The sequence below is a fragment of the Ruegeria sp. BB7 genome, assembly GCF_056539365.1.
On the sequence record NZ_JBQFUV010000002.1, the window covers coordinates 435,296 to 461,635 of the forward strand.

Below are 26,340 nucleotides of genomic sequence, written 5' to 3' on the forward strand. Positions count from 1 at the left end.
AACAACCCCGATTTTCGCCGTCCAGTGGGGAATGCGACGATTTTGCAAAAAAGTATCCGCGGCTTTGTGTTACCTCAGGAAACGGGCATCTTTTGATAGTTTGCCTTCTGGTGTGATTTTTGATTTTCCAACCAGATCAATGAGATGGGCGAAGACGTTTCTTTCGGCGGCCGGTAAGAGGGCTGCTGGCGTGTCCACGTAAATGCGTTTGGCCAAGTCCCGTGCCGTTCCGGGGCGATCTTCCAGCGCCGACAGAATCTGTGCTTCGCGTGTTTGTCGGTGTTTAATCAACCATTCCAGCCGTGCAGCGGGGTCTTTTATCGGCGCCCCGTGGCCCGCGTGAAACACCGACCAGTCGCGTGTGTGCAACCGGTGGCAGGCCGCCATGAAATCCGTCAAATCCCCGTCCGGTGGCGACACGAGGGAACTGGCCCATCCCATGACGTGATCGCCAGTGAAACAGACGTCTCCCCATGCCAGAGCAATATGATTGCCAAGATGACCAGGCGTGTGAACCACCTCAAGCTGCCAGTCATCTCCTGTGATCTGCGCGCCGTCCGGAAGTTCGATATCGGGAACAAAGGTCGTGTCGATACCTTCGCCGCCGCCTGCAAGGCCATCCTGAGCCAACCGGCTCATGACTGAGCTGCGCCCGGCCTCTGGCCCGCCAAAGGCAAGAATCGGTGCGCCTGTGCGCTCGGCCAGTTGTCGCGCCAGAGGCGAGTGATCAAGATGGGTGTGCGTGACAACGATGTGAGTGATCCGCTGGCCGGGCTGCACAGCGTTCAGAATCGCGTGCAAATGGGATTCACTAAGTGGCCCTGGGTCGATCACAGCCAACTCAGCTGTACCAAGAAGATAGGTGTTGGTGCCCCTAAAGGTCATGGGCGAAGGATTCGGGGCCAAAATGCGTCGCAATCCCGGCTGCAGTTCCATGGCCGGGCCCGCCGGAGGGTTGAAATCGTCAGGAGCCTGCATTCTGTGCTCTTTCTCTTGTCGGTTCAGCCCGTTAGGTTTAGCGCATGTCCACGCCATGGCTCAAACCCTATATGCCGCGCAGCCTTTATGTCCGAGCAGCGCTGATCCTGGTTCTGCCAGTGGTCGTTCTGTTGCTGGTGGTTGGGGTCGCGTTCCTACAGAAACATTTGGAAGACGTTACCGAGCAGATGACGCGCGCTGCCTCGCGCGAGGTGATGCTGGTATTGGATGTAATGGGAGACGTTGAAACCCAGCAACAGGCGCTCGCCGCCGTTCGTCCCGATTTGCAAGCGCTGGACATGAAGGCTCGCTTTTTGGGTTTTAATGAAGAGCCGTCACTTGGCGGTCGCCGCTGGTACGATTTCATAGCTCCGCAGGTCGAGGCGGATTTGCAAACTATGCTGCCGAACCTTGTGGCTGTTGCACTGCCAAGTGGGCAAGAAGCGAGGCTTTACATCCAAACAAACCTTGGTGTGTTGGAGCTGATCTTTGATCGCCGCCGGTTGTCACCATCGGCTCCGCATCAGTTGATCGTAACGATGGTGTTTTTTGCCGTCATCATGACGTCGATATCCTTTCTGTACATGCGCAATCAACTGCGCCCGATAACGAGATTGGCTGAGGCTGCGCAGGCGTTTGGCCGCGGCAGAGTGGTGCCTTATGCGCCCGGCGGGGCCGTTGAAGTGCGCGCGGCTGGTAGTGCGTTCTTGGATATGCGAGCCCGCATCGAACGCCAGATGGAACAGCGCACGATGATGCTGTCCGGTGTCAGCCACGATCTGCGTACTCCGCTCACCCGATTGAAATTGGGTCTTTCCATGCTTCCCGAAGATGAGGCAGCACCGCTGAAGCAAGATGTTGATGAAATGCAGTTGCTGTTGGACGCGTTCCTTGAATTTTCACGAGGCGCGTCGGAAGGAATACCTGAAACCGTCGAACCAACGGCCCTGTTGGAGCAGATTGTGAAAGATGCACGTCGTGCAGGGCATAAGGCCGAACTTATTTCGGTCGAAGGCGAAGGCACGGTCATGCTGCGCCCCACAGCTATTCGGCGAGCCGTTGAGAACTTGATCGGAAACGCGGTTCGATACGGAAACCGCGCCGATGTCAGTTTGTCCATTTCGCCAAAATCTTTTCGCATCAGGGTTGAAGATGATGGGCCGGGTATTCCACTGGACCAACGCACCGAAGCGATTAAACCATTTTCCCGTCTTGATCCGGCGCGCAATCAGAATCAGGGCAGCGGTGTTGGGCTGGGCTTGGCCATTGTCTCTGACATTGCACGCGCGCACGGTGGCGTTTTACGTTTGAGCGAAAGTGAGAGGTTAGGGGGCCTTTGCGCGGATATCATCATTGGTCGCTGATATTCTGCTGATTACATCGAGGTCAGTGCCGCGGTAGTGCAGGTTTGAAAATTGCCCGGTTTAATAGCGCCAAACACCGATTTCGGTTCCGCTATGATCTCGTGACCAGTCTATTGGACAATTCGGTCGGTGCCTTTTGGGCGGCTTGGGCCTCGGCACCATTTGCGTAAAAACTCTGATCACGTCCTTTTCGCAGTAACACCGGATAAGACAAAACTGATCGCACTGTGCCGGAAATGCCCCGCGAAAGACCGAGCTGGATTCGGTTACCAATTACTACAACTCGTGGGGCACCTGAGCCGTGCCCAATAGAAAACATATGGGGCAATTTGGCTAAATTGTGAGGCAGCTCAACATTGATTTCAAAGGGAAAAATGCGGATTTTGGTAGGCCCGGCAGGACTTGAACCCGCAACCAAAGCGTTATGAGCGCTCTGCTCTAACCAATTGAGCTACAGGCCCGCCATGCAGCTTTGAGTACCACGGTGAACGCCCGCGTCAAGCCTGACCGTTGCAACATGTCTCACAATCGACTAACCCGCGCGGGAACCATTCATAAGGGGCTGGCCATGACGACGGGCAAGAACGGAATCACCTATGCCGATGCAGGCGTTGATATTGATGCGGGGAACGCTCTGGTCGATCGAATCAAACCTGCTGCCAAGCGGACCAACCGCTCGGGCGTAATGAGCGGGCTGGGCGGATTTGGTGCTCTGTTCGATCTAAAAGATGCCGGGTATCAGGATCCGATTCTGGTGGGCGCGACCGATGGCGTGGGCACCAAGCTGCGGATTGCCATTGATACCGGTGTGGTTGACGGTGTTGGCATTGACCTGGTGGCGATGTGCGTCAATGACCTGATCTGCCAGGGGGCTGAGCCGCTGTTCTTCCTAGACTATTTTGCCACTGGCAAGCTGGACACGGACACCGCCGCGCGGATCATCGAAGGGATCGCCGAGGGCTGTGTGCAATCCGGCTGTGCCCTGATCGGTGGTGAAACGGCCGAGATGCCAGGCATGTATCCTGATGGTGATTTCGATCTAGCCGGGTTCTCGGTTGGTGCGATGGAGCGCGGGGCGCATCTGCCTGCCGGCGTCCAGAAGGGCGATGTCCTGCTGGGGCTGGCCTCGAATGGGGTGCATTCCAACGGCTATTCGCTGGTGCGCAAACTGGTTGAGATCTCGGGGCTGGGATGGGATGCGGCATCGCCTTTTGGTGAGGGAACGCTGGGTGAAACCTTGCTGACACCCACGCGTTTGTATGTAAAGCCAGCGCTGCAGGCGATCCGGGCAGGGGGCGTGCACGCTCTGGCTCATATCACCGGAGGTGGGTTGACCGAAAACCTGCCGCGCGTTCTGCCCGAGGGGCTGGGTGCCCAGATCGACCTGAACACCTGGGAGCTGCCGCCGGTCTTCCGCTGGATGGCTGAAACTGGTGGTATTGTCGAAGCCGAGATGCTGAAAACCTTCAACTGCGGCATCGGCATGATCATTGTCTGCGCCGAAGATCGCGCAGACGAATTGACCGCACTGCTGGTCGAGGCTGGTGAGACGGTTTCGCGCCTCGGCACCGTCACCGATACGCCTGATATGGCCTATTCGGGCAAGTTGCTGTGAGTCACAAACGCGTTGCCATCCTGATTTCGGGGGGTGGGTCCAACATGGTGTCGCTGGTCGACAGCATGGTCGGAGACCACCCGGCACGCCCCTGTCTGGTGCTGTCAAATGACGCCGAGGCGGGCGGGTTGAAAAAGGCGGCTGCGCGCGGCATTCCAACTGCGTCTGTTGACCATCGCCCGTTCCAAGGTGATCGTGCCGCGTTTGAGGCTGAGCTTTTGAAGCCTCTGGAGCAGGCGCAGCCCGATATCGTCTGTCTTGCCGGGTTCATGCGGGTTCTGACCGGCGACTTCGTCTCACGGTTTCAGGGGCGGATGCTGAATATCCATCCATCTTTGCTGCCGAAATATAAGGGTCTTAACACCCATGCCCGCGCCATCGAGGCCGGGGATGCCGAGCATGGATGTTCTGTCCACGAGGTGACTGCGGCACTGGATGACGGTCCGGTCCTCGGACAGGCGCGCGTGAACATCGAGGCCGGTGATACGCCTGAGAGTCTGGCGTCTCGTGTGCTTGTTTGGGAACACAAGCTGTACCCAGCAGTGTTGCGCCGTTACGCCAGAGGAGAGCGGACTCCGGTGAGGCTGCCCTGAACACTTCAGGGTGATTTACACGCCTGTCATATTTGGCCTATTGTCTGCACAACGGCTGGGTACGGCAATAGACTGACAGGCAGCCACCAAGAACAAGAGCAAGAACAGCACCGGCATGAAAACCCTGACAACGACGCAAGAGCTGGCCGAATTTTGCAAGGCCGCGGCTGAATACGACTATGTCACCGTAGATACCGAATTTCTGCGCGAACGGACTTACTATTCAAAACTCTGTCTGGTTCAGTTGGCGGTTCCCTCTGATGGTGACGACAGTGCGGTCCTTGTTGACCCGCTTGCCGAGGGGTTGTCGCTTGAACCGCTGTATGAGCTGTTCCGAAATGAGAATGTGGTCAAGGTATTCCACGCCGCCCGCCAGGACCTTGAGATTTTCTGGGTTGAGGCAGGTGTATTTCCCAAGCCTCTGTTCGATACACAAGTTGCGGCAATGGTTTGCGGCTTTGGTGAGCAGGTGGGCTATGAAACGCTGGTGCGTAAGATTTGCAAGCAGGGGGTCGACAAGACCTCTCGGTTCACTGACTGGTCGCGGCGGCCCTTGTCCGAGGCACAAAAGACCTATGCACTGGCCGACGTGACCCATCTGCGCCAGATTTATGAATACCTTGCGGCGCAATTGAAGAAATCGCAGCGCAGTCATTGGGTGGCTGAGGAATTGCGTATTCTTACTCAGCCGACAACTTACGACATTCGTCCCGAAGAGGCGTGGAAGCGCGTTAAAACACGGACAAATTCGTCCAAGTTTCTGGCCGTAGTGCGCGAGCTGGCACAGTTCCGCGAGGCTTATGCGCAGGAAAACAACGTCCCGCGCAGCCGGGTGTTCAAGGATGACGCTCTGATCGAATTGGCTTCGACCAAACCCAAAACCCCGTCTGATTTGGGCGGCTCACGCTTGTTGCTGCGCGAAGCACGCAAAGGTGCGATCGCCGAGGGGATTTTGGCTGCGGTCAAAAAAGGGGTGAATTGCCCTGTTGATCAATTACCAACCGTCGACAACAGCCGCGACAAGCTGAAGGTGAACCCGGCGCTTGCGGATTTGTTGCGTGTTCTTTTGAAATCCAAAACCGAAAGCTCGGGCGTGGCCGCCAAACTGATCGCCACCAGTTCCGAGTTGGATCAGATCGCCGCGGGCGAGCGTGGATTACCTGCCATGTCTGGTTGGCGGTTCGAGGTGTTTGGTGAAGACGCTTTGAAGTTGTGCGAGGGAAAGATCGCGCTTGCCGCCAAAGGCCAGAGTGTCAAGGTCGTGTCACTGTAACTCTGCTTACCGGCGCCGAGACTCCAGCGCGTTTTGCTGCCCCACGACTCGGACCAGACGAGTGGATTGCAGGTCATCTTTATTGATATTAATGGCGTCTGTTACCTTGCGTGATCGCTCGGTTCCCTGATTGGTCGCATTTTCCGGATAATTTACCCGAAAGGTGAATTCCAGAACGCCGTTTTTCTGATTCTCTTCGCTGTCCACGCGCACCAGTTTTGCATTGTAAGCACCTTGTCGCGCCGCTGTGCCGGTGGCGAAGACAATCGCGCCGTTTGGGGTCGGGTCGATCCGCAGCTCATCAATCTTGGCGATCGGGACGCTGGTATCTTCAGGCTCTGCTCTGGAAAACAGGCCGCCGCCTTCCTTCTGCGCCGGAATAAGCGCGTTTGCGTCATTGCTGTCTGTTTCAGTCGGCGCAGCTGGCTGACTGGATCCAAACCAGTTGGAAGGGTTTACCCGCGAGTCGCTCCAACTGTTGCAGGCAGACAGGGCCAGAGTTGCGACCAGAAGAACAGTAAACGATTTTTTCATGGTGCAGGCGTCCAGAGCAGTAATTCCTGCAATGAGTTATCGCAATTTCCGCTGTTTGAAAAGCCACGCAGGGGGGTGGACAGGCCTAGATCAGAGGCATAGTTCACAATTGTGATTGCAATGAAAGGACCGTCGCAACATGGCAACGCCTGCCTTTGAAGAAATCGTTGAAGATTTCGAGTTTCTGGAGGACTGGGAAGACCGGTATCGTTACGTCATCGACCAGGGCAAGGCGATGGAGGCGCTGGACGACGCGCTGAAAGTACCTGCAACCAAGGTGAACGGTTGTGCCAGTCAGGTCTGGCTGCATCCGATCATCGAAAGCGGAGCGTTCCGGTTTGACGGTGACAGCGATGCATTGATCGTGCGCGGCCTGATCGCGGTGCTACGGTCGCTGTATAATGGTTTGCCGGTCAGCGAGGTGCCAAAGGTCGATGCGGGTGGAGAACTGGCGCGACTGGGGCTGAACGATCACCTGTCTGCGCAGCGGTCAAACGGGCTGCGCGCGATGATCGAACGTATCCGAGAAGTCGCGCAGGAAAACGCCTGACGCCCATCAGCTTTTCGGCTTGCGACTTGCCCAGTCAGCCAGCGTGGTTTCCAGATCTCCGTAGCCAGTATAGCGGCGCTCGAACTCTAAACCCATCTTGTCGGCGCACTCGCGGGCGCGGGCCGTCAGGTTGGGATCGTCGATCTGAGCCTGATAGACCAGCTTGGTGTAGTTGCCGAAATACATATCGCGCAGTTCTGGGTGGCGATCCAGGCCCAGCGGTTTCCAGACAAAAGCGTCGAACTGTCGAGCGAGGAAATCGGTCAGGTAAAAAGCAGTGGTTTCATCGTCGCCGCGGGCTGCAAACTCCTGATTTCCTTCGAAGAAGGAATAACAATGGGGGCCCTTTACCATCTCGACCCCCATTTCCGCGCAAGCTTTCTCCAGCAGACCACCAGTGCCGCAATCGGCATACACAACAAAGATTTGATCATAGTTGTCGCGGTGCTTGGCCACGGCGTCCTGAACCGCCTGAGTAATCTTTTCTGGGTGGATATGCAGGATTGCTGGCAGACAGGTCAGCGCCATGTGGTCCCAGCCATTGCGGCGTTTAAGATCCAGAATCTCACGGGCAAGCGCACCACAGGCCAATAGCAGAATCCGCCCCTGTCCATCAGTGTCGTAGCCTTTGGTCGTCAGGCTGGCGTCGTCAGGCATTTTCTCCTGCTGCATTGGGTGCCCCTTGGAAACTATACGACGGTCATTATAACAAAAAGGGCCGCCCGGAAACCGGACGGCCCCTGAACATTCTACATGTCCGATCAGCCGGCCAGTTGGTTGTGCTTGCGCGAAACGAAGTCCTTGGCGGTTTCGACCGCGACGGCCGCGTCCCGGCAATAGGCGTCTGCGCCGATGGCTTTGCCGAATTCTTCGTTCAGGGGCGCGCCGCCAACCAGAACGATGTAATCTTCGCGCAGGCCTTGCTCGACAAGGGTGTCGATCACGACTTTCATATAAGGCATGGTCGTGGTCAGCAGGGCAGACATGCCCAGAATATCAGGTTTTTCGGTTTCTAGTGCTTCGAGGTAGTTCTCGACCGGGTTGTTGATGCCTAGGTCGACAACATCGAACCCAGCGCCTTCCATCATCATCGAGACAAGGTTCTTTCCGATGTCGTGGATGTCGCCTTTCACGGTGCCAATCACCATTTTACCCACGCGTGGCGCGCCGGTTTCAGCCAGAAGCGGCTTCAGGATGAACATGCCACCTTTCATTGCGTTTGCCGCCAGAAGAACTTCGGGCACGAAAAGGATGCCGTCTCGGAAGTCGTGGCCAACGATGGTCATGCCACCGACGAGTGCCTTGGTCAGAATGTCGTAAGGCGTCCATCCGCGTTCCAGCAGGATGTTTACACCTTCTTCGATTTCTTCTTTCAGGCCGTCATAAAGATCGTCGAACATCTGTTCGACCAATTCGTCGTCATTCAGTTCGGACAGGACGATGTCTTCTTCATCGGACATGGGGTATTTCCCTGAGCTGTGCGGGCCGTGGGCCCATGGTGGCATTTTTTCCGTTTTGGCCAAAACGTCGCAGTTTGACTGTGACGATTGCGACCTCAGTGGTTTCGGGACCGACCTATACGTCAGATTTTCGCGCTGCTCGACAGAATTTTCTGCATGATGATCCTGCATGCGGCTCATTTTTGTCCAAGCTCGTTGCTGGATCCAAGTCGCTGGAATCTACGCAGAACTAATTAGCAAGCTTGCTGTGGCATTAGGTTGACGATATAACTCAAAAAAAGAACAAAAAGCGAACAGATATGATTGCATCGAACATTCCAGGTCGTGGAACCACCACAAATGCCGCAGGACGGTTCGAACAATTTGATACTGTTCCTTATGATGATGGCTGGGATATTGAAGAAGACCTCCCTCCGTTGCGAACTGATGTAAGGGATGAAATCGCACGGAGCCTAGTCACCTATAACCGCTCACCCGACCTGCCGTTTGACCGCTCGATCAATCCGTATCGCGGGTGCGAACATGGTTGTGTGTACTGTTTTGCCCGCCCGACCCATGCCTATCTGGGCCTTTCCCCGGGTCTGGACTTTGAAACTCGACTGATCGCGCGACCGAACGCGGCCGATACATTGCGCAAGGAATTGTCGGCCAAAGGCTACAAGGTGGCTCCCATTGCCTTGGGTACGAATACGGACCCGTATCAGCCGATAGAAAAGACCCGATCAATAACAAGGGATTGTCTGGAGGTTCTGCAAGAGTTCAATCATCCCGTTGCTATCGTTACCAAGGGTACCCTGATCGAGAGAGATTTGGACATTCTGGCACCTATGGCGCGGAAAGGGCTGATACGGGTTGGGATTTCCCTGACCACTCTTGATGCCGACCTATCCCGGCGGATGGAGCCGCGCGCTCCTTCACCTCAGCGGCGTTTGGCCATCATTCGTCGCCTGACCCAAGCGGGTGTGCCCGTGCGGGTGATGACTTCTCCAATCGTGCCGGGTTTGACGGATCACGAATTGGAACAGTTGCTTGAAGCGGGAAAAGAGGCCGGGGCAGATGCCGCCAGTTGGATTATGCTGCGCCTACCGCGCGAGGTATCTGCGCTGTGGCAAGATTGGCTGCAGGAGCACGTACCGGAAAGGGCCGAAAAGGTAATGTCCAAGCTGCGCGAGATGCACGGAGGCAGGGATTATGACCCGCGCTGGGGTCATCGGATGCGGGGCGAAGGGGAATATGCCGAACTGATTGCCAAAAGGTTCAAGTTAGCCGTCAAACGGCTGGGCCTTGCGACGAAAACACCGCCGCTGCGATGCGACTTGTTTGAGCGGCCAGCTCAGGTCGGTGACCAAATGAGCCTTCTGTAAAAAAAGCCCCAGACCTTGGTCCGGGGCTTTCTTGTTTTATCGCAGCGATCAGCGCTTTTCGATATCGACATAGTCGCGCGTTGTCTCGCCCAAATACAGCTGGCGTGGGCGGCCGATCTTGTTCTGAGGATCTGCAATCATCTCTTTCCATTGGCTGACCCAGCCAACGGTGCGCGACAGCGCGAAGATGGGGGTAAACATGGAGGTCGGGAAACCCATCGCCTCAAGAATGATGCCCGAGTAGAAATCGACGTTCGGGAACAGCTTCTTCTCGGCGAAATACGGATCTTCCAGCGCCTGTTTTTCCAGCGCTTTGGCGACCTTTAGCTTCGGGTTGTTTTCGATGTCCAGCAGGTCCAGCACTTCGTCGGCCGACTGCTTCATCACCTTGGCGCGCGGGTCAAAGTTCTTGTAGACGCGGTGGCCAAAGCCCATCAGGCGGAACGGATCGTCCTTGTCCTTGGCGCGTGCGATGTATTCAGGGATGCGATCAACCGAGCCGATCTCTTCCAGCATCTCCAGACACGCCTGATTCGCACCGCCATGGGCCGGCCCCCAAAGACAGGCAATCCCGGCGGCGATACATGCAAACGGGTTCGAACCTGAAGACGACGCCAGACGCACGGTCGAGGTCGACGCATTCTGTTCATGATCCGCGTGCAGCGTCAGGATACGGTCCATCGCGCGGCTGAGGATCGGGTTGACCTCATAATCCTCGGCTGGAACGCTAAAGCACATGCGCAGGAAGTTCGACGCGTAATCCAGATCATTGCGAGGATACACGAAGGGCTGGCCAGTGTGATACTTGTAAGCCCAAGCTGCAATGGTCGGCATTTTAGCGATCAGGCGGTGCGAGGCGATCTCGCGTTGGTTCGGGTCCGAGACGTCGGTCGAGTCGTGATAGAAGGCCGACATCGCACCAACAACGCCCACCATGATCGCCATTGGATGCGCGTCACGGCGGAAGCCACGATAGAAATACTGCATCTGCTCATGCAGCATGGTGTGGCGAGTGATGGTGGTTTCGAACGTTTCCAGATCCTTGGCGGCAGGCAGCTCTCCGTACAGCAGCAGATAGCAGACTTCGAGGAAATGAGATTTCTCGGCCAACTGGTCGATCGGATAACCTCGGTGCAACAACTCACCTTTTTCCCCGTCGATATAGGTTATGGTGCTGTCGCAGCTGGCCGTAGACGTGAAGCCCGGATCATAGGTGAACACACCAGCGTCGCTGTACAGTTTGCGAATGTCGATCACATCCGGACCTGCGGTTGGCGAGTGAACCGGCAACTCGTAGTTTTCGCCATTTACGGTGAGAGTGGCTGTCTTGTTGTTGTCGGTCATCGTTGTCCCTTCTTCGTTCATGCGCGCACCAAGCGAGTGGTCGGTAACGCTGTCTACGGTCACGCACCAATGTGCTGACCGGGTCGTAGCTGAGCAGCGTTACCTGAATATGAAGTCAGGACTAATTTGCTGCGTCGGAAAGCCGCGCCAAGGTTTCATCGCGCCCCAGCACAAGCATCATGTCAAATACCGAAGGAGTCACAGCACGACCTGCCAGCGCCGCCCTCAGCGGGCCAGCGAGCTTGCCGAACTTAACGCCCTGCGCCTCGGCAAAGGTATTGAGGGCTTCCTCCAGCTCTTTCCGCGTCCAGCTAGCATTTTGCACGTGCGGCGTCAATTCTTTCAGTATACCGTCGGATACAGATTGTAGCGCCTTTGTCGCTTTCTCATCCGGCTCTACCGGTCGAGTGGCTAGAATAAAGTGAGCTTTTTCAAGTAATTCAGGGAATGTTCTGGCGCGATCCTTCAGGCAAAACATCGCACGTTCCAAATCACTTGATTGTGTCGTGTTGAGAGCGGGACGCTCTGCCGCAGTCAGATAGGCCTCGATTTCATGCCGCAACGCAGCATCATCTGCAATTGCAATGTGCTGCCCACATAGATTCTCAAGTTTTTTGAGGTCGAAGCGAGCGGGGCTTTTGCCGATTCCATCCAGATCGAACCATTCCTTAGCCTGCTCATCAGTGAAAAACTCGTCATCGCCGTGGCTCCAACCGAGGCGCGTAAGGTAATTGCGCATTCCCGCAGCCGGGTAGCCCATCGCCTGGTATTCCTGTGCGCCCAGGGCACCGTGGCGTTTGGACAATTTCTTACCGTCCGGACCATGAATCAGCGGGATATGAGCCCAAACCGGAACGTCCCAGCCCATCGCTTCGTAGATCATCATCTGGCGCGCAGCATTGTTCAGGTGATCATCGCCTCGGATTACATGGGTCACTCCCATATCGTGGTCGTCCACCACCACGGCCAGCATGTAGACCGGGGTTCCGTCCGAGCGCAGCAGGACCATATCGTCCAGCTGATCGTTGCGGATGGTAACATCTCCCTGCACTTGATCGCGGATCACGGTCGCGCCGTCCTGCGGGGCTTTGATGCGGATAACATACGGCGCATCAGGGTGTGTCGCAGGGTCGGCGTCACGCCAAGGGCTGCGGAATAGGGTCGATTTACCCTCGGCGCGGGCCTGTTCACGGAATGCAGCGATTTCATCTTGGGTCGAGAAACACTTATACGCTTTCCCCTCAGACAGCAGTTGATGCGCGACCTCTGCGTGGCGCGCCGCACCATCGAACTGACTGATTACGTCTCCGTCATGGTCCAGCCCCAGCCATTCCATGCCCTGCAAGATCGCCGCCGTTGCCTCGGGTGTCGACCGTTCGCGGTCCGTATCCTCAATCCGCAAAAGAAACTTACCACCGCGGCCCCGGGCATAGAGCCAGTTGAACAGTGCTGTGCGCGCACCACCGATGTGCAGAAAACCGGTGGGTGATGGGGCGAAACGGGTGACGACCTGATCGGACATTGTATGGATTAACCTTTTGGTAACCGTGTCTGGCATAGTTTGGCGCCTGTCTAACGAGCCCGAAGGACGGGGGCAACCATGCGTGTTCTGGCACGGGCCGAAGCCGCATTATTGAACCAGACCGGATATTTGTTTCAGTGGTCTCCGGTGTGTCTGGCGGTCGGCATTGGCCTGTATTTCAGCCTCAGGTTTGAACCCGGCTGGCAGGTTTATGCGTGGCTGCTGGGTCTGATTGCAGCGCTGATAGGGATCGGCTGTTTGGTTCGCACTGGCTGGGCTGCGTTGGCAATTGGGGGTGCGCTGATTGCGGCTGGGTTCATTCTGGCTGGTGCGCGGGCTCACTCGGTTGCAGAGCCGGTTTTGTCATGGCGTTACTACGGCCCCATCGAGGGGAGGGTCGTTGCGCTGGACCGCTCTGCGTCGGGCGCGTTGCGGGTAACGCTGGATCGGGTGCGAATACGGGATGTGCCCGAAGACCGCCGCCCGCATCGCGTCCGGCTTTCGCTGCATGGCGGTTCCGCGGCGCTAATGGCTGGCCAGAGGATCATGACCACTGGTCATCTGTCTCCACCGCAAGGCCCGGTCGAGCCTGGCGGTTTTGATTTCCGGCGTCATGCCTGGTTTCAACGATTAGGCGCGGTCGGCTACACACGCGCCCCAGTGATGACCGTAGCGCCTGCAGAAAGTGCGCAGGAAGGAGTCCGCATCACAGCCTGGCGAATGGCGATTTCAGAACAGGTGCGTTCCATCCTGACCGGGGAAGTCGGCGGATTCGCTGCAGCCGTCACAACTGGCGATCGCAGCGGTATGGGACAAGAAACACTGAAGACTCTGAGGGCGTCTAACTTGGCGCATCTGCTGGCCATTTCCGGGCTGCACATGGGGTTGCTAACGGGGTTCGTGTTTTTGGTATGCCGGTTGGGGTTGTCAGCAATCCCTGCAGTTGCTCTGAGGGTGCCTGTTCGCAAACTGGCTGCAATCGGTGCACTGATCTCGGCAGTTACCTATTTGATGTTGTCCGGTGGTAACGTTGCCACTGAACGAGCATTTGTCATGGCGAGTGTCATGCTTGGCGCCATCCTGATCGACCGCCGCGCCATTTCATTACGCGCAGTGGCAGTGGCAGCGTTGATCGTATTGGTGCTGCGCCCCGAAACTCTGCTCAGCCCCGGGTTTCAGATGTCTTTTGCCGCGACGACAGCACTTGTTGCTGTATTTGGGTGGTTGCGGGACTTGGGTCAGTTACCGGGGCCGAAATGGTTGAGACCAGTGGTCGGGTTACTGCTGTCTTCGGCCATTGCCGGTTTGGCAACCGCGCCGATCGGGGCAGCTCACTTCAATACAATGTCCTACTATGGGCTGCTCGCAAACATGTTGTCGGTTCCCGTAATGGGGTTGATCGTCGTACCCGCTGCCTTTGTTGCCGCGCTTTTGGCACCACTTGGGCTGGAAGTAATGGCGCTAAAGGTCATGGGGCTGGGGTTGGAGTGGATTCTGGTCGTTGCAGAGCGGGTGTCTGCGTTGGACGGAGCCCAAGGATTTGTCGCAAGCCCGCCATCTTATGTATTGCCCATGTTTGCACTTGGCGCCTTGTGGTTGGCGCTGTGGCGCGGTCATGCCAGATGGGTGGGGGGGGCAGTGCTTGCCGCCGCTTTTTTGTTGTGGGGGCAGGGGCATCGTCCCGAAATCCTCGTTGCAGATTCAGGTGGGCTCGTGGGCGTTATGACCAAGGCCGGTCGAGCGTTGAGCAAAGAGAAAGGAAGCGGATTTATCGCGTCGGTCTGGTTGGAAAATGACGGAGACGGTGTGGATCAGATCAAAGCAGCCAGCCGATGGCCTAACGGTGCGGATTTAGTTCCACGCTATGTTTGGCAAGGAAAAGAGCTGGTCCACATTACTGGGAAGCGCGCGGCACAAGGGTTCGATGAGTGTAGGGAAAATCAGATCGTTGTGTCCGCTGTCGATCTCGACCTGAAAGGAGAGTGCGGTTTGTTCGACCCAAGCCGACTGAAAGAGACTGGCAGCCTTGCCCTGTTAGATGGTCGCATTACGACCAGCCGAGAGATGATTGGCCACCGCTTGTGGTCCCCGGACCCGGCCAAGGACCATAAGCGCTTGCGGGATCAGTAGCTGCGGATAAGTCCGACCAGCCGTCCTTGAACTTTGACTTTTTCCTCAGGCAGAACGCGGGTTTCATAGGCTGGGTTCGCGGCTTCAAGCGCGATGGCATTTCCCCGGCGGAAGAACCGTTTCAATGTCGCCTCCTGATCCTCGACCAACGCCACGACGATGTCACCGTTATCAGCTGTCTTGGTTTCGCGGATTACAACGACGTCGCCGTCATTGATGCCAGCATCAATCATCGAGTCGCCCCGCACTTCCAATGCGTAGTGATCGCCTCTGCCCGAGACCATGCTGCCAGGTACGGCAACGCGGTGCGATTCATGGCTGATCGCTTCGATCGGGACACCGGCGGCGATGCGACCCATCACCGGTAATTCCAAAGCATCGACGGTGACGGGTTCGAAATTCGCCGGGCGCGCACCTTCTGGTTTGTCACCTTCGATGACGCGTGGCTTGAAGGCGGCTGTCGGCTCACCGCCCAAACTCTCCGGCAGTTTCACGATTTCAATCGCGCGGGCGCGGTGGGCAAGGCGGCGGATAAAACCACGTTCTTCCAGCGCGGTAATCAGTCGGTGGATGCCGGATTTTGATCGCAGATCCAATGCAGCCTTCATTTCGTCAAAGCTGGGCGGAACACCGTCCGCTTGAACGCGTTTGTGGATGAATTCCAACAAATCCAACTGTTTCTTGGTCAGCATTGCTCACACCTCGTCGGTTATGCGTTTTCTTTTGTTCTACGCATGTTCACGTTTTGTGTCAACGGATTTGAATGTGGATTAGATTGGAAGGTACAGTACTTCATCCCCAGCAGGACGCTCCGGATCATGCGGTTCGCGCAACAACAGCGCATTGGCCTGTGATAGAACGCTAAGCAACGAACTATCCTGATCGGCGCATGCGCGAATGCCATCGTCGCTGAGAACGGCACGCATGTAATGTTCGCGTGGGCCGTTCTTGCTGAGAGGCTCTGCCAAGCGGGCACTTCGAAAGGGTGTCAGAACCTGTTCTACACCCAGCATTCGACGAAGCATCGGCAACAGGAAGAGATAGCCGCAAACCATTGCACTTACAGGATTACCTGGCAATCCGACCATTGCCGTTCCATTTAGATGTCCAGCCATCAAAGGTTTGCCCGGGCGCATACGAATTTTGTAGAAAGACCGCTCCATCCCAAGGTTTTGAGACACATCTGCGACCAGATCGTATTCGCCAACCGAGGCGCCGCCGATGGTAACGACCAGATCAGCGTCTGCAGCCAGCCCGAAAGCTGTCTCAAGGGAGGCACCGGTATCGCGTGCGATCGGAAGGATACGCGCCTGTGCCCCCTCGTTTTCCAGCAGGGCTTTTAAGCCGAAAGTGTTGGACGCGATGATCTGGTCCGGGCCGGGTTTCTCACCCGGCATCACCAATTCGTCCCCGGTCGAGATCAGCGCAACGACGGGTTTACGAGCGACAGGCACTGTGGGGATGTTCATTGCCGCCATTAGGGCCACGTCTTCGGGGCGCAGTATACGCGGAGCGGTGATTTTGTTGCCAGCCTTAAAGTCAATTCCCGCGGGTCGGATATTTGTTTTGGTGCCGGGTTCGTCAATGATTGTGATCAGGTCTCCGCGCCGCTCCGTATCTTCTTGAATGATAACGAAATCAGCGCCTTCGGGAACGGGCGCGCCGGTAAAGATGCGTACGGCTTGGCCTGGCCCGACAGTCCCTTGATAACGGCGCCCGGCCGCCGATTCACCGATGACCTTGAACATGGCGTGCAGCTCGACTTCGGCCGATTTCAACGCATAACCGTCCATTGAAGACGCTGGAAATGGAGGTTGATCTCGGGTGGCGCTGACATCCTGTGCCAGTACTCGTCCCGCTGCTTCGCGAAGAGAAACGGTTTCGTTCTCTAGCGGTGAAACTAGATCAAACAGCAGCGATCGGGCGTCTTCGACGGTAATCATTTCGCCTCGTAACGCCCTGATTTACCGCCATCTTTCAGAAGAACGCGGAGACCTCCAATTTCCATGGCTTTGTCGACCGCCTTGGTCATGTCATACACGGTCAACGCCGCTGTCGAGGCGGCTGTCAGTGCCTCCATTTCAACTCCGGTCTGGCCCGAGGTCTTCACAGTTGCTTCGATCTGGACGCCAGGTAAATCGGGATCCAGCTTTAATTCGACTGCAACTTTGGTGACAGGCAGAGGATGACACAGTGGGATCAGGTCGGGCGTCTTTTTTGCCCCCATGATTCCTGCCAATCTCGCTACTCCTAAAACATCCCCCTTTTTTGCACGGCCTTCTGAAATTAAATCAAAGGTTTCCGGCGCCATCTTGATGTGGGCCGCTGCCACGGCTACCCGATCGGTCACGGCCTTGTCCGAGACATCAACCATATGGGCCTGGCCTTGCGCATCAAAATGGGTAAGCGGCATCACATTACTCCGGGGATCAGAGGGTTCGCCAGCAGGTGCCGGGTGGCAGCCGTGACGTCGTCCTGACGCATCAGGCTTTCGCCAATCAGGAAGCAGCGCGCGCCATAGCGGGCGATATCGGCCAGATCTTCAGGCGTGCTCAGCCCGCTTTCGCAGACGATGGTCCGGTCGCCGGGCACAAGTTTGGACAAACGACGTGTTGTATCAAGAGTGGTCTCGAACGTCTTGAGATTACGATTGTTTATTCCGATTAGGGGGCTTTTCAACTGGGTGGCGCGTTCCAGTTCATCTTCGTCGTGAACTTCGATCAGAACGTCCATGCCCCAGTCAAACGCAGTCTGTTCCAGCTCGGCCGCCTGTCCATCCTCGACCGAAGCCATGATGATCAGGATGCAATCCGCACCCAAGGCGCGGGCTTCGACCACTTGATAAGGGTCGTACATGAAATCCTTGCGTAGAGCAGGCAGAGACGTAGCTGCACGGGCCGCTATCAGATACTCTTTGGCCCCCTGAAAGCTTGGCGTGTCTGTCAACACGGACAAGCAGGCTGCGCCGCCATCTTCATAAGCTTTGGCCAGAGCAGGTGGATCAAAATCGGGGCGGATCAAACCTTTGGATGGGCTTGCTTTCTTAACTTCGGCGATCAGGCCATATCCCCGGCGGGTCGCCTTTTGCAGTGCTTCGGCAAAGCCGCGAACCTCGGGTGCAAATCTAGCTTCAGAATCCAGCGTATCTAGGGACTTCTCAGCCTTATCTGCAGCAACTTCTTCAAGTTTATAGGCTTTGATCTTGTCTAGTACCGTCTCGGTCATGCGGCCTCCTGAGTCATTCGGGCCAGTGCCGCGATCTTTTCTTTTGCTTTTCCACTGTCGATGCTCTCGGCAGCTTTGGCGACGCCATCGCGCAGGTCTGTGGCGGCTTCTGCAACCACCAGCGCTGCGGCTGAGTTCAGCAGAACTGCGTCGCGGTAGGCCGAAGGCTCTCCGTCCAGCAGCGCACGGAAGGCGACGGCATTTTCTTCGGGTGAGCCACCGAGGATGTCCTCAAACGGGTGCACTGGCAGGCCCGCGTCTTCTGGGTGGAGTTCAACTTCTTTGACGACTCCGTCCTCCAGCGCCGCAATCCAGCTTATGCCTGTGATTGTCAGCTCATCCGTGCCATCCGATCCGTGTACCAGCCATGCGCGGTCTGATCCGAGCAGGCCCAGCGTTTCGGCCATGGGGCGGATCAAGTCGCGGCTGAAGGCACCGGTAAGCTGACGCTTGACGCCCGCAGGGTTGGTGAGTGGCCCGAGGATGTTGAAAATCGTGCGGGTTCCAAGCTCTTGCCGGGAAGGCATCACGTGGGCGATGGCCGGGTGGTGCATGGGCGCCATCATGAATCCGATGCCAACATCTTTCAAAGCATTTTCAACAATTTCAGATCCAACCATAACGTTGATCCCAAGCTGCCCTAAAGCGTCCGCAGCCCCAGACTTTGAACTGAGATTGCGGTTGCCGTGCTTAGCTACAATGACACCGGCACCCGCGACGACAAACGCCGTAGCGGTCGAGATGTTCAGAGTACCTTTGCCATCGCCCCCGGTGCCGACAATGTCCATTGCACCTGCGGGCGCGTTGACGACGTTACATTTCGCGCGCATGACGGCCGCGGCTGCAGCGTATTCTTCAACCGTTTCTCCACGGGTGCGCATGGCCATCAAAAACCCGCCGATCTGGCTGGGTGTGGCTTCGCCATCAAACAGGATGCCAAAGGCCTGCTCGGCCTCGGCGCGTGTCAAAGGCCGGTCGGCGGCGGCTCCGATCAGCGGTTTCAAAGCATCGCTCATGCGGGTTCTTTCATCTCAGACAGGAAATTCTTAAGCAGGGCATGACCGTGCTCGGAGGCGATAGATTCCGGGTGGAACTGAACGCCGTGTATCGGCAGATCTTTGTGCTGGAGACCCATGATAGTGCCGTCTTCAAGCTCGGCCGTAACCTCAAGGCAGTCGGGCAGGGTGTTCGGATCGACCACCAGTGAATGATAGCGCGTCGCCTCAAACGGCGAGGGCAGCCCGGCGAATACGCCTTTACCGGTGTGGTGCATGGTGCCCATCTTGCCGTGCACAATTTCATGGCATCGGATTACGTCGCCACCAAAGACTTGCCCAATGGTTTGGTGACCCAGACAAACACCCATTAATGGTGTCTTAGTCTCAGCCGCAGCTTCGGTCAGAGCTAGGCATATTCCAGCTTGATCCGGGTCACAGGGGCCGGGGCTAAGAAGGATTCCGGTTGGGTTCATGGCCATAGCTTCCTGAACATCCAGGGCATCATTCCGCCGAATGACCATTTCGGCGCCAAGTTCACCTAAATAATGTACCAAATTGTAGGTAAACGAGTCGTAGTTGTCGATCAGCAGCAGCATTTGGGCACTTGTCTCGGCTAGGGCATTTCGGGCTGGTGATGCAGGCCCGGGCCACGGTATAATGTCGGGACATACATGCTCAGGCTTGCGCGGCAGCGTCAAGGGTACATCCCGTTCTTGGCGCTCGGGTAAGTAAATGCCGCAGCAGACGGCGGACATGTAATCGAAGCAGGGCCAGAATGAGAGGCGAAAAGGTATGGGCGGATTTGTCAGCGGAATGATCGTGGCAACGGTCGTTGTCCTGGTGTTGGGGGCAGTATTGTCTCTGAACGCACCTCTGACGAAAAAACCGGATGTGGTCACCGCGGCCCCGGAACCCGAAGTTGTGCAAGTTCCAAACTTGGCGTCCGAGTCCACCGAAGCCATCGGTGACAGCGATGTACTTGATTTGCCGCCGGCAGCGCCTGATTCTAGTTCAACGCAGGCGGATACATTGGCCGAGCTGTCGGATGTCGAGGTTGAGCCCGACGCGCAGCCGCTTGTGCCGGATACTTCGGTGATTTTTGACACACCCGATGCAGCAAGTTCGTCACCTGTAAACGTGCGGACAGAGGCGCCTGTTGCGCCTCAATCTCCGCCGCTGCTGCAAGTTTCGCCGAACACTGAATCTCTGCCGGATGTTTCTGTCGAAGTACCTGCCGTTCAGACCCAACCGGAAATCGCCGAGACCGCACCGAAATCAGAGCCTGAAACGGCTGAGGTCGTGGCGCAGGAACCAGAACAAAATCCGTTTGAGGACAGTCCGATTGCCGTTGAGGGGGATGAAGACACAGCACCACGCAAACTACCTCGTATCGCTTCAGTTCCACGGATTGGTGGAGGCGGCGAGGGTTCCACGTCGCCGACTATTGGCCAGCGCGTGGTTCCGTTGACCGATCGCGATGCAGGTGAAGCCACTGTAGATGCGGCCGTTCCAGGGAAACCCATCGAAAACTTTGCTGCAGACTTCGAAAACCCCGACTCAAAACCGCTGATGTCGATCATTCTTATCGATGATGAGGGTGCTTATGGCGCTGAGGCGTTACGTGAATTTCCGTATCCTCTGACCTTTGCGGTCAGCCCGGAAGATCCCGAGGCCGCTGAAAAGATGGCGCGTCACCGTGAGGCCGGGTTCGAGGTGCTTGCACTGGCCGATCTGCCCAAAGCCGCCAGCGCGCGCGATGCTGAGGTTTCGCTGGCCGTCTGGTTGGATACCTTACCGGAAACCGTGGGCATTCTTGAGGGCGTGGAAACTGGTATTCAGGGCAACCGAAAACTGGCCGATCAGGTAGCCGAGATTGCTGCTGGGACCGGTCGCGGGCTGATCACGCAGGATAACGGATTGAACACCGTACAAAAGTTGGCGGCTCGGAATGGGGTGCCGTCCGGCGTGATCTTCCGCGACATTGACGGTGCGCGTCAGGATCCAAAGGTCATGCGCCGTTTCCTCGACCAGGCTGCGTTCCGCGCGGGGCAGGAAGGTTCCGTTGTTATGCTTGGCAGGCTGCGACCAGATACGATCTCGGCCCTGTTGCTGTGGGGACTCGAGGATCGGGGAAACCGTGTTGCGATGGCCCCGATTTCTGCGGTGATGATAAAGGAAGTTCAGTAAGACCTGAACAAACAAGCGGCTGCCCCCTAATGGCAGCCGTATTGTTTAGCTGTTGCCTGAGCCCGTAAATCGCGCTGCATCGGCAGCCGCACGCCGGATAGCGTTCGATTTGTGTACGGTCTCCATATACTCGGATTCGGGATCGCTGTCGTAGACGACGCCGCCACCGGCCTGAATGTAAAGCTTGTGGTCTTTCACAATGGCCGTGCGCAAGGCGATACACATATCCATGTCGCCACCGGCACTGAAGTAACCGACGCCACCGCCATATACGCCGCGTTTTTCAGGCTCTAGTTCGTCGATGATCTCCATCGCGCGTACTTTCGGGGCACCCGAAACGGTGCCGGCGGGCATCCCAGCAAAGAACGCATCCAGCGCGTCCTTATCCTCGGCCAGTTCGCCTACAACGTTCGACACGATATGCATCACGTGGCTATAGCGTTCGATGATAAACTCTTCGGTTGGGCGCACAGTACCGATCTTGGCCACGCGGCCTGTATCGTTGCGGCCCAGGTCCAGCAGCATCAGGTGCTCGGCCAGCTCTTTCTTGTCGGCCAGCAGGTCAACCTCGTTAGCCTTGTCCTCTTCGGGAGTGGCACCACGGGGGCGAGTGCCCGCGATGGGACGGATCGTGACCTCATCGCCGAAGACACGCACCAGAATCTCGGGGCTGGCGCCCACGACCTGAAAGCCGCCGAAGTTGAAATAGAACATGAAGGGCGACGGGTTGGTGCGCCGTAGCGAGCGATAAAGCGCAAAGGGCGGCAACGGGAAATCCTGCGTCCAACGCTGTGCCGGGACAACCTGAAAGATATCACCTGCTCGGATGTATTCCTTGGCCTTCTCAACCGCCTCCATATAGCCGGATTTGGTGAAATTCGACACTGGTGGTGCGACCTCGGACGCATCGCCAAGATCGCGGCTTTCTGCAGGCATAGCGCGTTCCAGATCACGTACGGCGTCCATCACGCGCTCAGCCGCTTGTGCATAGGCGGCCTTGGCAGATTGCCCTTCGCTAACCCAAGCCGGGGAAACCACGGTGACTTCGCCCTTCACGCCGTCCAGAACCGCAATAACCGACGGGCGCAGCATGATCGCATCGGGCAAGCCCAGCGGATCAGGGTTCACGTCCGGCAAATATTCGACAAGCCGCACCATGTCATAGCCTAGATAGCCAAACAGTCCCGCTGCTGCCTGTGGCAGGTCGTCGGGCAACTCTATCCGGCTTTCGGCGAGCAAAGCACGCAGATTGTCCATCGGGTTTCCGTCCTGGGTCGAGAACGCCTCGGTATCGAACCGGGCCTCGCGATTCAGTTCAGACGTTTCCCCCCGACAGCGCCAGATCAGGTCTGGTTTCATCCCAATGATGGAATACCGACCGCGCACTTCGCCACCGGTGACGGATTCCAGCATGAACGCATCTTTTTGCGCCCCAGTCAGCTTGAGCATCAAAGAAACGGGCGTATCTAGATCAGCCGCGAGACGGGTGTAAACGACCTGATTCTCGCCGGCCTCATAGGCGCGGGCAAAGCTGTCAAACTCGGGGGTTAGGGCCATCTTTGGTCTCTTTTAGTAACTTGACTGCACGGCGTTCAACGCACGCTGATCAATGACAGGTCGTGCGCGGGTCTGTGCGTCGCGCACGTAAACGTCGAAAATGTTCTGGGCCAAAGCCTGGTTCAGCTGTGCTTCAAGCGCGGCCTTAGCCTGACGCAACTCATCGGTTTCGGCAGGTGGCAACAGCTCGTCCACTCGGACGATAAAGGCGGAACCGGAACCGGGGATAACACGCAGTTCGCCGGTGTCCATCTCAAACACCTGAGCCATGAAATCCGCGGGAACATCGTCAAGGAACGCCGTGCGGGTCAGTGCGTTTTCAATGCGGAACGGCAGGCTGGTGGCCGTGAAGTCACCATCTGTTTCAAGCTGTCCCAGAACTGAATTGGCGTGTTCCTCCAGCGCTTTGTTGGTTTCCTCCAACGTCCATGCCGCAGCAACGCGATCTCGCGCACTTTCGAGCGGCTCAGGGCGTTGCGGCAATACTTCGTTCAGACGCAGGGCAAAGATTGAGCCGTCCTCGAGGAAGCCAACCTCGGGGAAGTCGCCTTCGCTTACCGCTTCGGCGGCCGTGCGGAAGCCATCATAAGCCGCGACACCGTCGTCACTCTGACGTGTCCAGTCGATTTGGCCCAATTCCATCTCGGTCTCGCCTGCCAGTTCTTCCAGCGTCGCGCCACCGGCCAGCAGATCGTCGATATCCTCGGCTTGGGCTTCAATCTGACGGCGGGCGCGGTCGGCGGCCAGTTCCTCGCGCAGTGCGGGGGCGGCGTCTTCGAACGGCGTGTTGTTTTCTGCCAATGATCCGTTGATGCGGAACAAGGCGGGGCCGAAGGTCGAGGGCAGGGGCCCGACGACTGTGTCCAGGTCGGCGGCGAACACGGCGTCGGCAGCCTCACCAAGATCGTCACGTGTCACGTCGCCCAAATCGATATCGCTGAGTTCAAGTTGGCGATCCCGCACCAATTGTTCAAAAGAGGTGCCGCCTGCCTCCAGCTGGGCCTTGGCAGTTTCGGCTGCTTCCTGGTTTGGATATGTAAGGCGTTCTACCAAACGGCGTTCGGGTTGATAGAATTCCGAAGCGCGTTGATCGTAAAGGCGGCGTACCGAATCTTCATCAACTTCGACGCTGTCCAGCAACATGTCGGGTGAAAGGATCGCATAAGTCAGTTGTTTGGTACGGGGCAGGGTGAACTGATCCTGGTTGTCCTCATAGTAAGCCTGAACCTGCTCATCCGTTGGCGCAGGCACGGTCGCGGGCAGGGCGTCTGTGTTTACGGTCGCAACCGTAAAGCTGCGGCGCGCGCCGACATAGTCGGTCAAAACTTGCGTCAATGTCGAGGGCATCTCAACCCCGCTGACAACCGCATTTTGTACAATCGTGCGAGAGGATTCTTTACGCAGGTCAGTTTCGAAATCGGTATCCGTCATGCCGACCTGATCCAACTGGAACTGATAGGCGTCGCGGTCAAAAGTACCGTCGACGCCTTGAAAGGCCGGGATGGCGACGATTTCCTTTTGCAGGTTCGCGTCCCCGATTGAAATTCCCAGCTCACCGACTTCGTTGTCCAGGGCCGCCAGTGCCGTCAGGCGCGCCAACGCCAATTGGTCCAGACCGAATTCATGCGCTTGAGACATTTGCAGCGGTTGTCCGGTTTGCTGTTCTACGGCACGAATTTCGCGCTGTAGTTCTCGAACATACTTGTTGACCGAGATATCTTCGTTCCCCACCTGCGCGACGGTGCGCACAGTGCCGGTCAGGCTGGTTGCGCCAAAACCCGCGAGGCCCAAAAACAAAAGGCCCATCAGTATCCAGACAAAGGTTTTCGATAGGTTTTTCACGCCTGCGGCCATGGTGCCCTCTTATTTTTTGGCAAGGATCTGCCCTGTCGGTTGCGGCCCTGAATACGACGCGTGTCGCCGGGGGGCAAGCTTAGAAGGACAGGGTCTGAAGCCGTTCGAATAATTGCTTGATGCCAGCCCTGTCCAGATTGGCAAAAGCTATTCGAACCTGTCGTTTTCCAGAGGGGGCTCCCTCGGGCATGAACATCGTACCGGGCAGCAGCAGAATTCCCACCTCGGACACCAGTCGGCGGGCCAAGTCGTCCGAAGGGATGTCGAACGGATGTTCGAAATAGGCGAAATACGCCCCCAGCCCGAGCAAACGCCATCCCTTGTCAGCCAGCGGTGGCAACAGATCTTCAATCGCTGCGCGGCGGTCGAGAATTTCGGCGCGTTCGCCAGCGACCCACTGTGACAGGTTTTGCATACCCCAAAGAGCCGAGAATTGACCAATCTGGCTGGGACAGATCGCGACCGTGTCCAGAAATTTTTCCACATCGCTCAGCATATTGGCACCAGTTGCAATCGCGCCGATACGGTGGCCGGTCAGGCGGTATGCTTTCGAGAAGGAATACAGGTGCACTAGCGTGTTTTCCCAACCTGGCTGCCCAAACAGGTCATGCGGCGGGCCGTTGCGGCTGTCGAAATCCCGATAAGTCTCATCAACCAGCAAACGCAGGCCATTTTCACGAGCCAGTTCGTAAAAAGCGCGGACCAGTGCAAAGGGGTATTCCACGCCGCCGGGATTGTTCGGGGTCACCAAAACGATGGCGCGGGTCTTGTCAGTGATGAGGGCGCGGGCCGCGTCCACATTTGGCAGGAGGTCATCCCCGGTTTGCAAGTCAACTGCTTGAACTCCTGCCATGTCCAGCCACATTTTATGATTGAAATACCATGGGGTTGGCAGGATGACCTCATCGCCCTCATGCGTGATGGCCGAGATCGTGGCGGCAAATGCCTGATTACAGCCTGAGGTGATGGCGACCTGTTCCGTAGTGATCATGGCGCCGTAGTGATGGCCGATCTGTTCCGCCAATTCGGCGCGCAATTCAGGGTTTCCAAGAACCGGCCCATAAAGGTGCGCGCGGTCTTCGTTTACCGCGAACTCGGCCATTGCTTGTCGCAGCGCCAAAGGCGGCGGGTCAACTGGTGCGGCTTGACTGACATTGATCAGGGGCTGATCTTCGGGGAAGACCACGCCCTCCAGCCAGCGCCGCGCCTCCATCACCGGAGGGGCGAAGGTGGCGGCGGTGCGTGTGCGGTTCATACGTGGTCCCAAACTTCAGCAGCGATCAGTCGGTTCCGCGATAGGGCTCGACATATTGCAGGGCCATATCCCACGGGAAGAAAATCCACGTATCCTGGCTGACCTCAGTGATGAACGTATCCACCATTGGGCGGCCCTTGGGTTTGGCGTATACGGTGGCGAAATGCGCCTTTGGATACATTGCACGTACCAATTCCAGCGTTTTGCCGCTGTCGACAAGATCATCCACGATCAGAATGCCCTCACCATCGCCCATCAGGGCAGCATCAGGGGCTTTGAGCACTTCGGCCTCACCCTGTTCCTGATGGTGGTATGAGCGGACGCTGATTGTATCGACGGTACGAATGTCCAACTCGCGACTGACGATCATCGCCGGGGCCATTCCGCCACGGGTGATTGCGACAACGGCGCGCCAGGCGCCGTCATCTGGTCCTTGACCGTCCAGACGCCACGCCAAGGCGCGCGAGTCGCGATGAATCTGGTCCCAACTGATGTGAAAGCCTTTTTCGTGGGGCAGGCGGTCTTTGGCGCTCATGA

General features: G+C 57.1%; 24 protein-coding genes and 1 tRNA gene. 8 read left to right on the plus strand and 17 right to left on the minus strand.

The window, feature by feature from the left end; all coding sequences use genetic code 11:
* Nucleotides 1–69: 69 nt before the first annotated feature.
* The gene (locus ACR0D7_RS07340) at nucleotides 70–978 is read right to left on the minus strand and encodes an MBL fold metallo-hydrolase (protein ID WP_480678438.1); all 909 of its coding nucleotides are present in this window, start codon (nucleotides 976–978) and stop codon (nucleotides 70–72) included.
* 44 nt (nucleotides 979–1,022) lie between these two features.
* On the opposite strand from ACR0D7_RS07340, the gene ACR0D7_RS07345 reads away from it, so the two are divergent.
* Nucleotides 1,023–2,342, plus strand: coding sequence for an ATP-binding protein (locus tag ACR0D7_RS07345; RefSeq protein WP_480678439.1), 1,320 nt, complete (start codon nucleotides 1,023–1,025; stop codon nucleotides 2,340–2,342).
* A gap of 384 nt (nucleotides 2,343–2,726) precedes the next feature.
* On the opposite strand, the gene ACR0D7_RS07350 is transcribed toward ACR0D7_RS07345, so the two are convergent.
* Nucleotides 2,727–2,803: transfer RNA gene (locus ACR0D7_RS07350), tRNA-Ile, on the minus strand.
* A gap of 107 nt (nucleotides 2,804–2,910) precedes the next feature.
* On the opposite strand from ACR0D7_RS07350, the gene purM reads away from it, so the two are divergent.
* From purM to rnd, 3 genes are all read left to right on the plus strand, one after another.
* Nucleotides 2,911–3,957 carry a phosphoribosylformylglycinamidine cyclo-ligase gene (purM, locus tag ACR0D7_RS07355; protein ID WP_480678440.1) on the plus strand — a complete coding sequence of 349 codons (1,047 nt, stop codon included), beginning with the start codon at nucleotides 2,911–2,913 and terminating at the stop codon, nucleotides 3,955–3,957.
* Nucleotides 3,954–4,550, plus strand: coding sequence for a phosphoribosylglycinamide formyltransferase (gene purN / locus ACR0D7_RS07360; protein ID WP_480678441.1), 597 nt, complete (start codon nucleotides 3,954–3,956; stop codon nucleotides 4,548–4,550). The genes purM and purN overlap by 4 nt, the downstream gene beginning before the upstream one ends.
* 115 nt (nucleotides 4,551–4,665) lie before the next feature.
* On the plus strand, nucleotides 4,666–5,823 hold the full coding sequence (gene rnd / locus ACR0D7_RS07365) for a ribonuclease D (RefSeq protein WP_480678442.1): 1,158 nt from the start codon (nucleotides 4,666–4,668) through the stop codon (nucleotides 5,821–5,823).
* A 6-nt stretch (nucleotides 5,824–5,829) separates the two neighbouring features.
* Here the strand turns inward: rnd and ACR0D7_RS07370 are convergent, their stop codons facing one another.
* Nucleotides 5,830–6,357 carry a hypothetical protein gene (locus tag ACR0D7_RS07370; RefSeq protein ID WP_480678443.1) on the minus strand — a complete coding sequence of 176 codons (528 nt, stop codon included), beginning with the start codon at nucleotides 6,355–6,357 and terminating at the stop codon, nucleotides 5,830–5,832.
* A gap of 139 nt (nucleotides 6,358–6,496) precedes the next feature.
* Here ACR0D7_RS07370 and ACR0D7_RS07375 point away from each other — a divergent pair, with 139 nt between their 5' ends.
* Nucleotides 6,497–6,907 (plus strand): SufE family protein, encoded by a 411-nt coding sequence (locus ACR0D7_RS07375; protein ID WP_170381030.1) that lies wholly within the window; start codon nucleotides 6,497–6,499, stop codon nucleotides 6,905–6,907.
* 6 nt (nucleotides 6,908–6,913) lie between these two features.
* Here the strand turns inward: ACR0D7_RS07375 and ACR0D7_RS07380 are convergent, their stop codons facing one another.
* Nucleotides 6,914–7,579, minus strand: a complete 666-nt coding sequence (locus ACR0D7_RS07380; protein ID WP_480678444.1) for a DUF1638 domain-containing protein — start codon at nucleotides 7,577–7,579, stop codon at nucleotides 6,914–6,916.
* Between the two features lie 89 nt (nucleotides 7,580–7,668).
* Nucleotides 7,669–8,367, minus strand: a complete 699-nt coding sequence (locus tag ACR0D7_RS07385) for a corrinoid protein (RefSeq protein WP_480678445.1) — start codon at nucleotides 8,365–8,367, stop codon at nucleotides 7,669–7,671.
* A gap of 299 nt (nucleotides 8,368–8,666) precedes the next feature.
* On the opposite strand from ACR0D7_RS07385, the gene ACR0D7_RS07390 reads away from it, so the two are divergent.
* Nucleotides 8,667–9,731 carry a PA0069 family radical SAM protein gene (locus ACR0D7_RS07390; protein ID WP_480678446.1) on the plus strand — a complete coding sequence of 355 codons (1,065 nt, stop codon included), beginning with the start codon at nucleotides 8,667–8,669 and terminating at the stop codon, nucleotides 9,729–9,731.
* Between the two features lie 48 nt (nucleotides 9,732–9,779).
* Here the strand turns inward: ACR0D7_RS07390 and gltA are convergent, their stop codons facing one another.
* Nucleotides 9,780–11,075, minus strand: a complete 1,296-nt coding sequence (gltA, locus tag ACR0D7_RS07395) for a citrate synthase (protein ID WP_480678540.1) — start codon at nucleotides 11,073–11,075, stop codon at nucleotides 9,780–9,782.
* Nucleotides 11,076–11,196: 121 nt separating this feature from the next.
* Complete coding sequence (gltX, locus tag ACR0D7_RS07400) at nucleotides 11,197–12,597, minus strand: glutamate--tRNA ligase (RefSeq protein WP_480678541.1); 1,401 nt, start codon at nucleotides 12,595–12,597, stop codon at nucleotides 11,197–11,199.
* A 78-nt stretch (nucleotides 12,598–12,675) separates the two neighbouring features.
* On the opposite strand from gltX, the gene ACR0D7_RS07405 reads away from it, so the two are divergent.
* A complete protein-coding gene (locus ACR0D7_RS07405; RefSeq protein WP_480678447.1) occupies nucleotides 12,676–14,727 on the plus strand; it encodes a ComEC/Rec2 family competence protein in 2,052 nt (683 codons plus the stop codon).
* Here ACR0D7_RS07405 and lexA read toward each other — a convergent pair.
* From lexA to ACR0D7_RS07435, 6 genes are all read right to left on the minus strand, one after another.
* Complete coding sequence (lexA, locus tag ACR0D7_RS07410; RefSeq protein WP_170381036.1) at nucleotides 14,721–15,419, minus strand: transcriptional repressor LexA; 699 nt, start codon at nucleotides 15,417–15,419, stop codon at nucleotides 14,721–14,723. The genes ACR0D7_RS07405 and lexA overlap by 7 nt on opposite strands.
* A gap of 78 nt (nucleotides 15,420–15,497) precedes the next feature.
* Complete coding sequence (locus ACR0D7_RS07415) at nucleotides 15,498–16,670, minus strand: molybdopterin molybdotransferase MoeA (RefSeq protein ID WP_480678448.1); 1,173 nt, start codon at nucleotides 16,668–16,670, stop codon at nucleotides 15,498–15,500.
* Complete coding sequence (gene moaC / locus ACR0D7_RS07420) at nucleotides 16,667–17,140, minus strand: cyclic pyranopterin monophosphate synthase MoaC (RefSeq protein ID WP_174818965.1); 474 nt, start codon at nucleotides 17,138–17,140, stop codon at nucleotides 16,667–16,669. Before moaC ends, ACR0D7_RS07415 begins: the two co-directional genes overlap by 4 nt.
* A complete protein-coding gene (gene trpC, locus ACR0D7_RS07425; protein WP_480678449.1) occupies nucleotides 17,140–17,952 on the minus strand; it encodes an indole-3-glycerol phosphate synthase TrpC in 813 nt (270 codons plus the stop codon). Before trpC ends, moaC begins: the two co-directional genes overlap by 1 nt.
* Nucleotides 17,949–18,968 (minus strand): anthranilate phosphoribosyltransferase, encoded by a 1,020-nt coding sequence (trpD, locus tag ACR0D7_RS07430; protein ID WP_480678450.1) that lies wholly within the window; start codon nucleotides 18,966–18,968, stop codon nucleotides 17,949–17,951. Before trpD ends, trpC begins: the two co-directional genes overlap by 4 nt.
* A complete protein-coding gene (locus ACR0D7_RS07435) occupies nucleotides 18,965–19,546 on the minus strand; it encodes an anthranilate synthase component II (RefSeq protein WP_480678451.1) in 582 nt (193 codons plus the stop codon). Before ACR0D7_RS07435 ends, trpD begins: the two co-directional genes overlap by 4 nt.
* A 196-nt stretch (nucleotides 19,547–19,742) precedes the next feature.
* Here ACR0D7_RS07435 and ACR0D7_RS07440 point away from each other — a divergent pair, with 196 nt between their 5' ends.
* Complete coding sequence (locus ACR0D7_RS07440) at nucleotides 19,743–21,137, plus strand: divergent polysaccharide deacetylase family protein (protein ID WP_480678452.1); 1,395 nt, start codon at nucleotides 19,743–19,745, stop codon at nucleotides 21,135–21,137.
* Nucleotides 21,138–21,182: 45 nt separating this feature from the next.
* On the opposite strand, the gene trpE is transcribed toward ACR0D7_RS07440, so the two are convergent.
* The 4 genes from trpE to gpt all read right to left on the minus strand — a co-directional run bounded on the left by trpE (nucleotide 21,183) and on the right by gpt (nucleotide 26,338).
* Nucleotides 21,183–22,694, minus strand: coding sequence for an anthranilate synthase component I (trpE, locus tag ACR0D7_RS07445; RefSeq protein ID WP_480678453.1), 1,512 nt, complete (start codon nucleotides 22,692–22,694; stop codon nucleotides 21,183–21,185).
* 12 nt (nucleotides 22,695–22,706) lie between these two features.
* Nucleotides 22,707–24,548: a peptidylprolyl isomerase gene (locus ACR0D7_RS07450; protein ID WP_480678454.1), complete on the minus strand. Its 1,842-nt coding sequence runs from the start codon at nucleotides 24,546–24,548 to the stop codon at nucleotides 22,707–22,709.
* A 79-nt stretch (nucleotides 24,549–24,627) separates the two neighbouring features.
* Entirely contained in the window at nucleotides 24,628–25,803 is a 1,176-nt protein-coding gene (locus ACR0D7_RS07455; RefSeq protein WP_480678455.1) for an aminotransferase, read from the minus strand.
* Nucleotides 25,804–25,828: 25 nt separating this feature from the next.
* Nucleotides 25,829–26,338 carry a xanthine phosphoribosyltransferase gene (gpt, locus tag ACR0D7_RS07460; RefSeq protein WP_170381046.1) on the minus strand — a complete coding sequence of 170 codons (510 nt, stop codon included), beginning with the start codon at nucleotides 26,336–26,338 and terminating at the stop codon, nucleotides 25,829–25,831.
* Between the last annotated feature and the right edge of the window lie 2 nt (nucleotides 26,339–26,340).

Bases quoted from the DNA above. Each gene is read 5' to 3' on its own strand.
- gpt (WP_170381046.1), bottom strand. From the start codon at position 26,338: ATGAGCGCCAAAGACCGCCTGCCCCACGAAAAAGGCTTTCACATCAGT.
- trpE (WP_480678453.1), bottom strand. From the start codon at position 22,694: ATGGCCCTAACCCCCGAGTTTGACAGCTTTGCCCGCGCCTATGAGGCC.
- trpD (WP_480678450.1), bottom strand. From the start codon at position 18,968: ATGAGCGATGCTTTGAAACCGCTGATCGGAGCCGCCGCCGACCGGCCT.
- ACR0D7_RS07380 (WP_480678444.1), bottom strand. From the start codon at position 7,579: ATGCAGCAGGAGAAAATGCCTGACGACGCCAGCCTGACGACCAAAGGC.
- gltX (WP_480678541.1), bottom strand. From the start codon at position 12,597: ATGTCCGATCAGGTCGTCACCCGTTTCGCCCCATCACCCACCGGTTTT.
- ACR0D7_RS07370 (WP_480678443.1), bottom strand. From the start codon at position 6,357: ATGAAAAAATCGTTTACTGTTCTTCTGGTCGCAACTCTGGCCCTGTCT.
- ACR0D7_RS07415 (WP_480678448.1), bottom strand. From the start codon at position 16,670: ATGATTACCGTCGAAGACGCCCGATCGCTGCTGTTTGATCTAGTTTCA.
- ACR0D7_RS07435 (WP_480678451.1), bottom strand. From the start codon at position 19,546: ATGCTGCTGCTGATCGACAACTACGACTCGTTTACCTACAATTTGGTA.
- trpC (WP_480678449.1), bottom strand. From the start codon at position 17,952: ATGACCGAGACGGTACTAGACAAGATCAAAGCCTATAAACTTGAAGAA.
- ACR0D7_RS07340 (WP_480678438.1), bottom strand. From the start codon at position 978: ATGCAGGCTCCTGACGATTTCAACCCTCCGGCGGGCCCGGCCATGGAA.
- purM (WP_480678440.1), top strand. From the start codon at position 2,911: ATGACGACGGGCAAGAACGGAATCACCTATGCCGATGCAGGCGTTGAT.
- ACR0D7_RS07345 (WP_480678439.1), top strand. From the start codon at position 1,023: ATGTCCACGCCATGGCTCAAACCCTATATGCCGCGCAGCCTTTATGTC.
- rnd (WP_480678442.1), top strand. From the start codon at position 4,666: ATGAAAACCCTGACAACGACGCAAGAGCTGGCCGAATTTTGCAAGGCC.
- gltA (WP_480678540.1), bottom strand. From the start codon at position 11,075: ATGACCGACAACAACAAGACAGCCACTCTCACCGTAAATGGCGAAAAC.
- ACR0D7_RS07375 (WP_170381030.1), top strand. From the start codon at position 6,497: ATGGCAACGCCTGCCTTTGAAGAAATCGTTGAAGATTTCGAGTTTCTG.
- ACR0D7_RS07450 (WP_480678454.1), bottom strand. From the start codon at position 24,548: ATGGCCGCAGGCGTGAAAAACCTATCGAAAACCTTTGTCTGGATACTG.
- ACR0D7_RS07455 (WP_480678455.1), bottom strand. From the start codon at position 25,803: ATGAACCGCACACGCACCGCCGCCACCTTCGCCCCTCCGGTGATGGAG.
- ACR0D7_RS07385 (WP_480678445.1), bottom strand. From the start codon at position 8,367: ATGTCCGATGAAGAAGACATCGTCCTGTCCGAACTGAATGACGACGAA.
- ACR0D7_RS07405 (WP_480678447.1), top strand. From the start codon at position 12,676: ATGCGTGTTCTGGCACGGGCCGAAGCCGCATTATTGAACCAGACCGGA.
- moaC (WP_174818965.1), bottom strand. From the start codon at position 17,140: ATGCCGCTTACCCATTTTGATGCGCAAGGCCAGGCCCATATGGTTGAT.
- ACR0D7_RS07390 (WP_480678446.1), top strand. From the start codon at position 8,667: ATGATTGCATCGAACATTCCAGGTCGTGGAACCACCACAAATGCCGCA.
- lexA (WP_170381036.1), bottom strand. From the start codon at position 15,419: ATGCTGACCAAGAAACAGTTGGATTTGTTGGAATTCATCCACAAACGC.
- ACR0D7_RS07440 (WP_480678452.1), top strand. From the start codon at position 19,743: ATGGGCGGATTTGTCAGCGGAATGATCGTGGCAACGGTCGTTGTCCTG.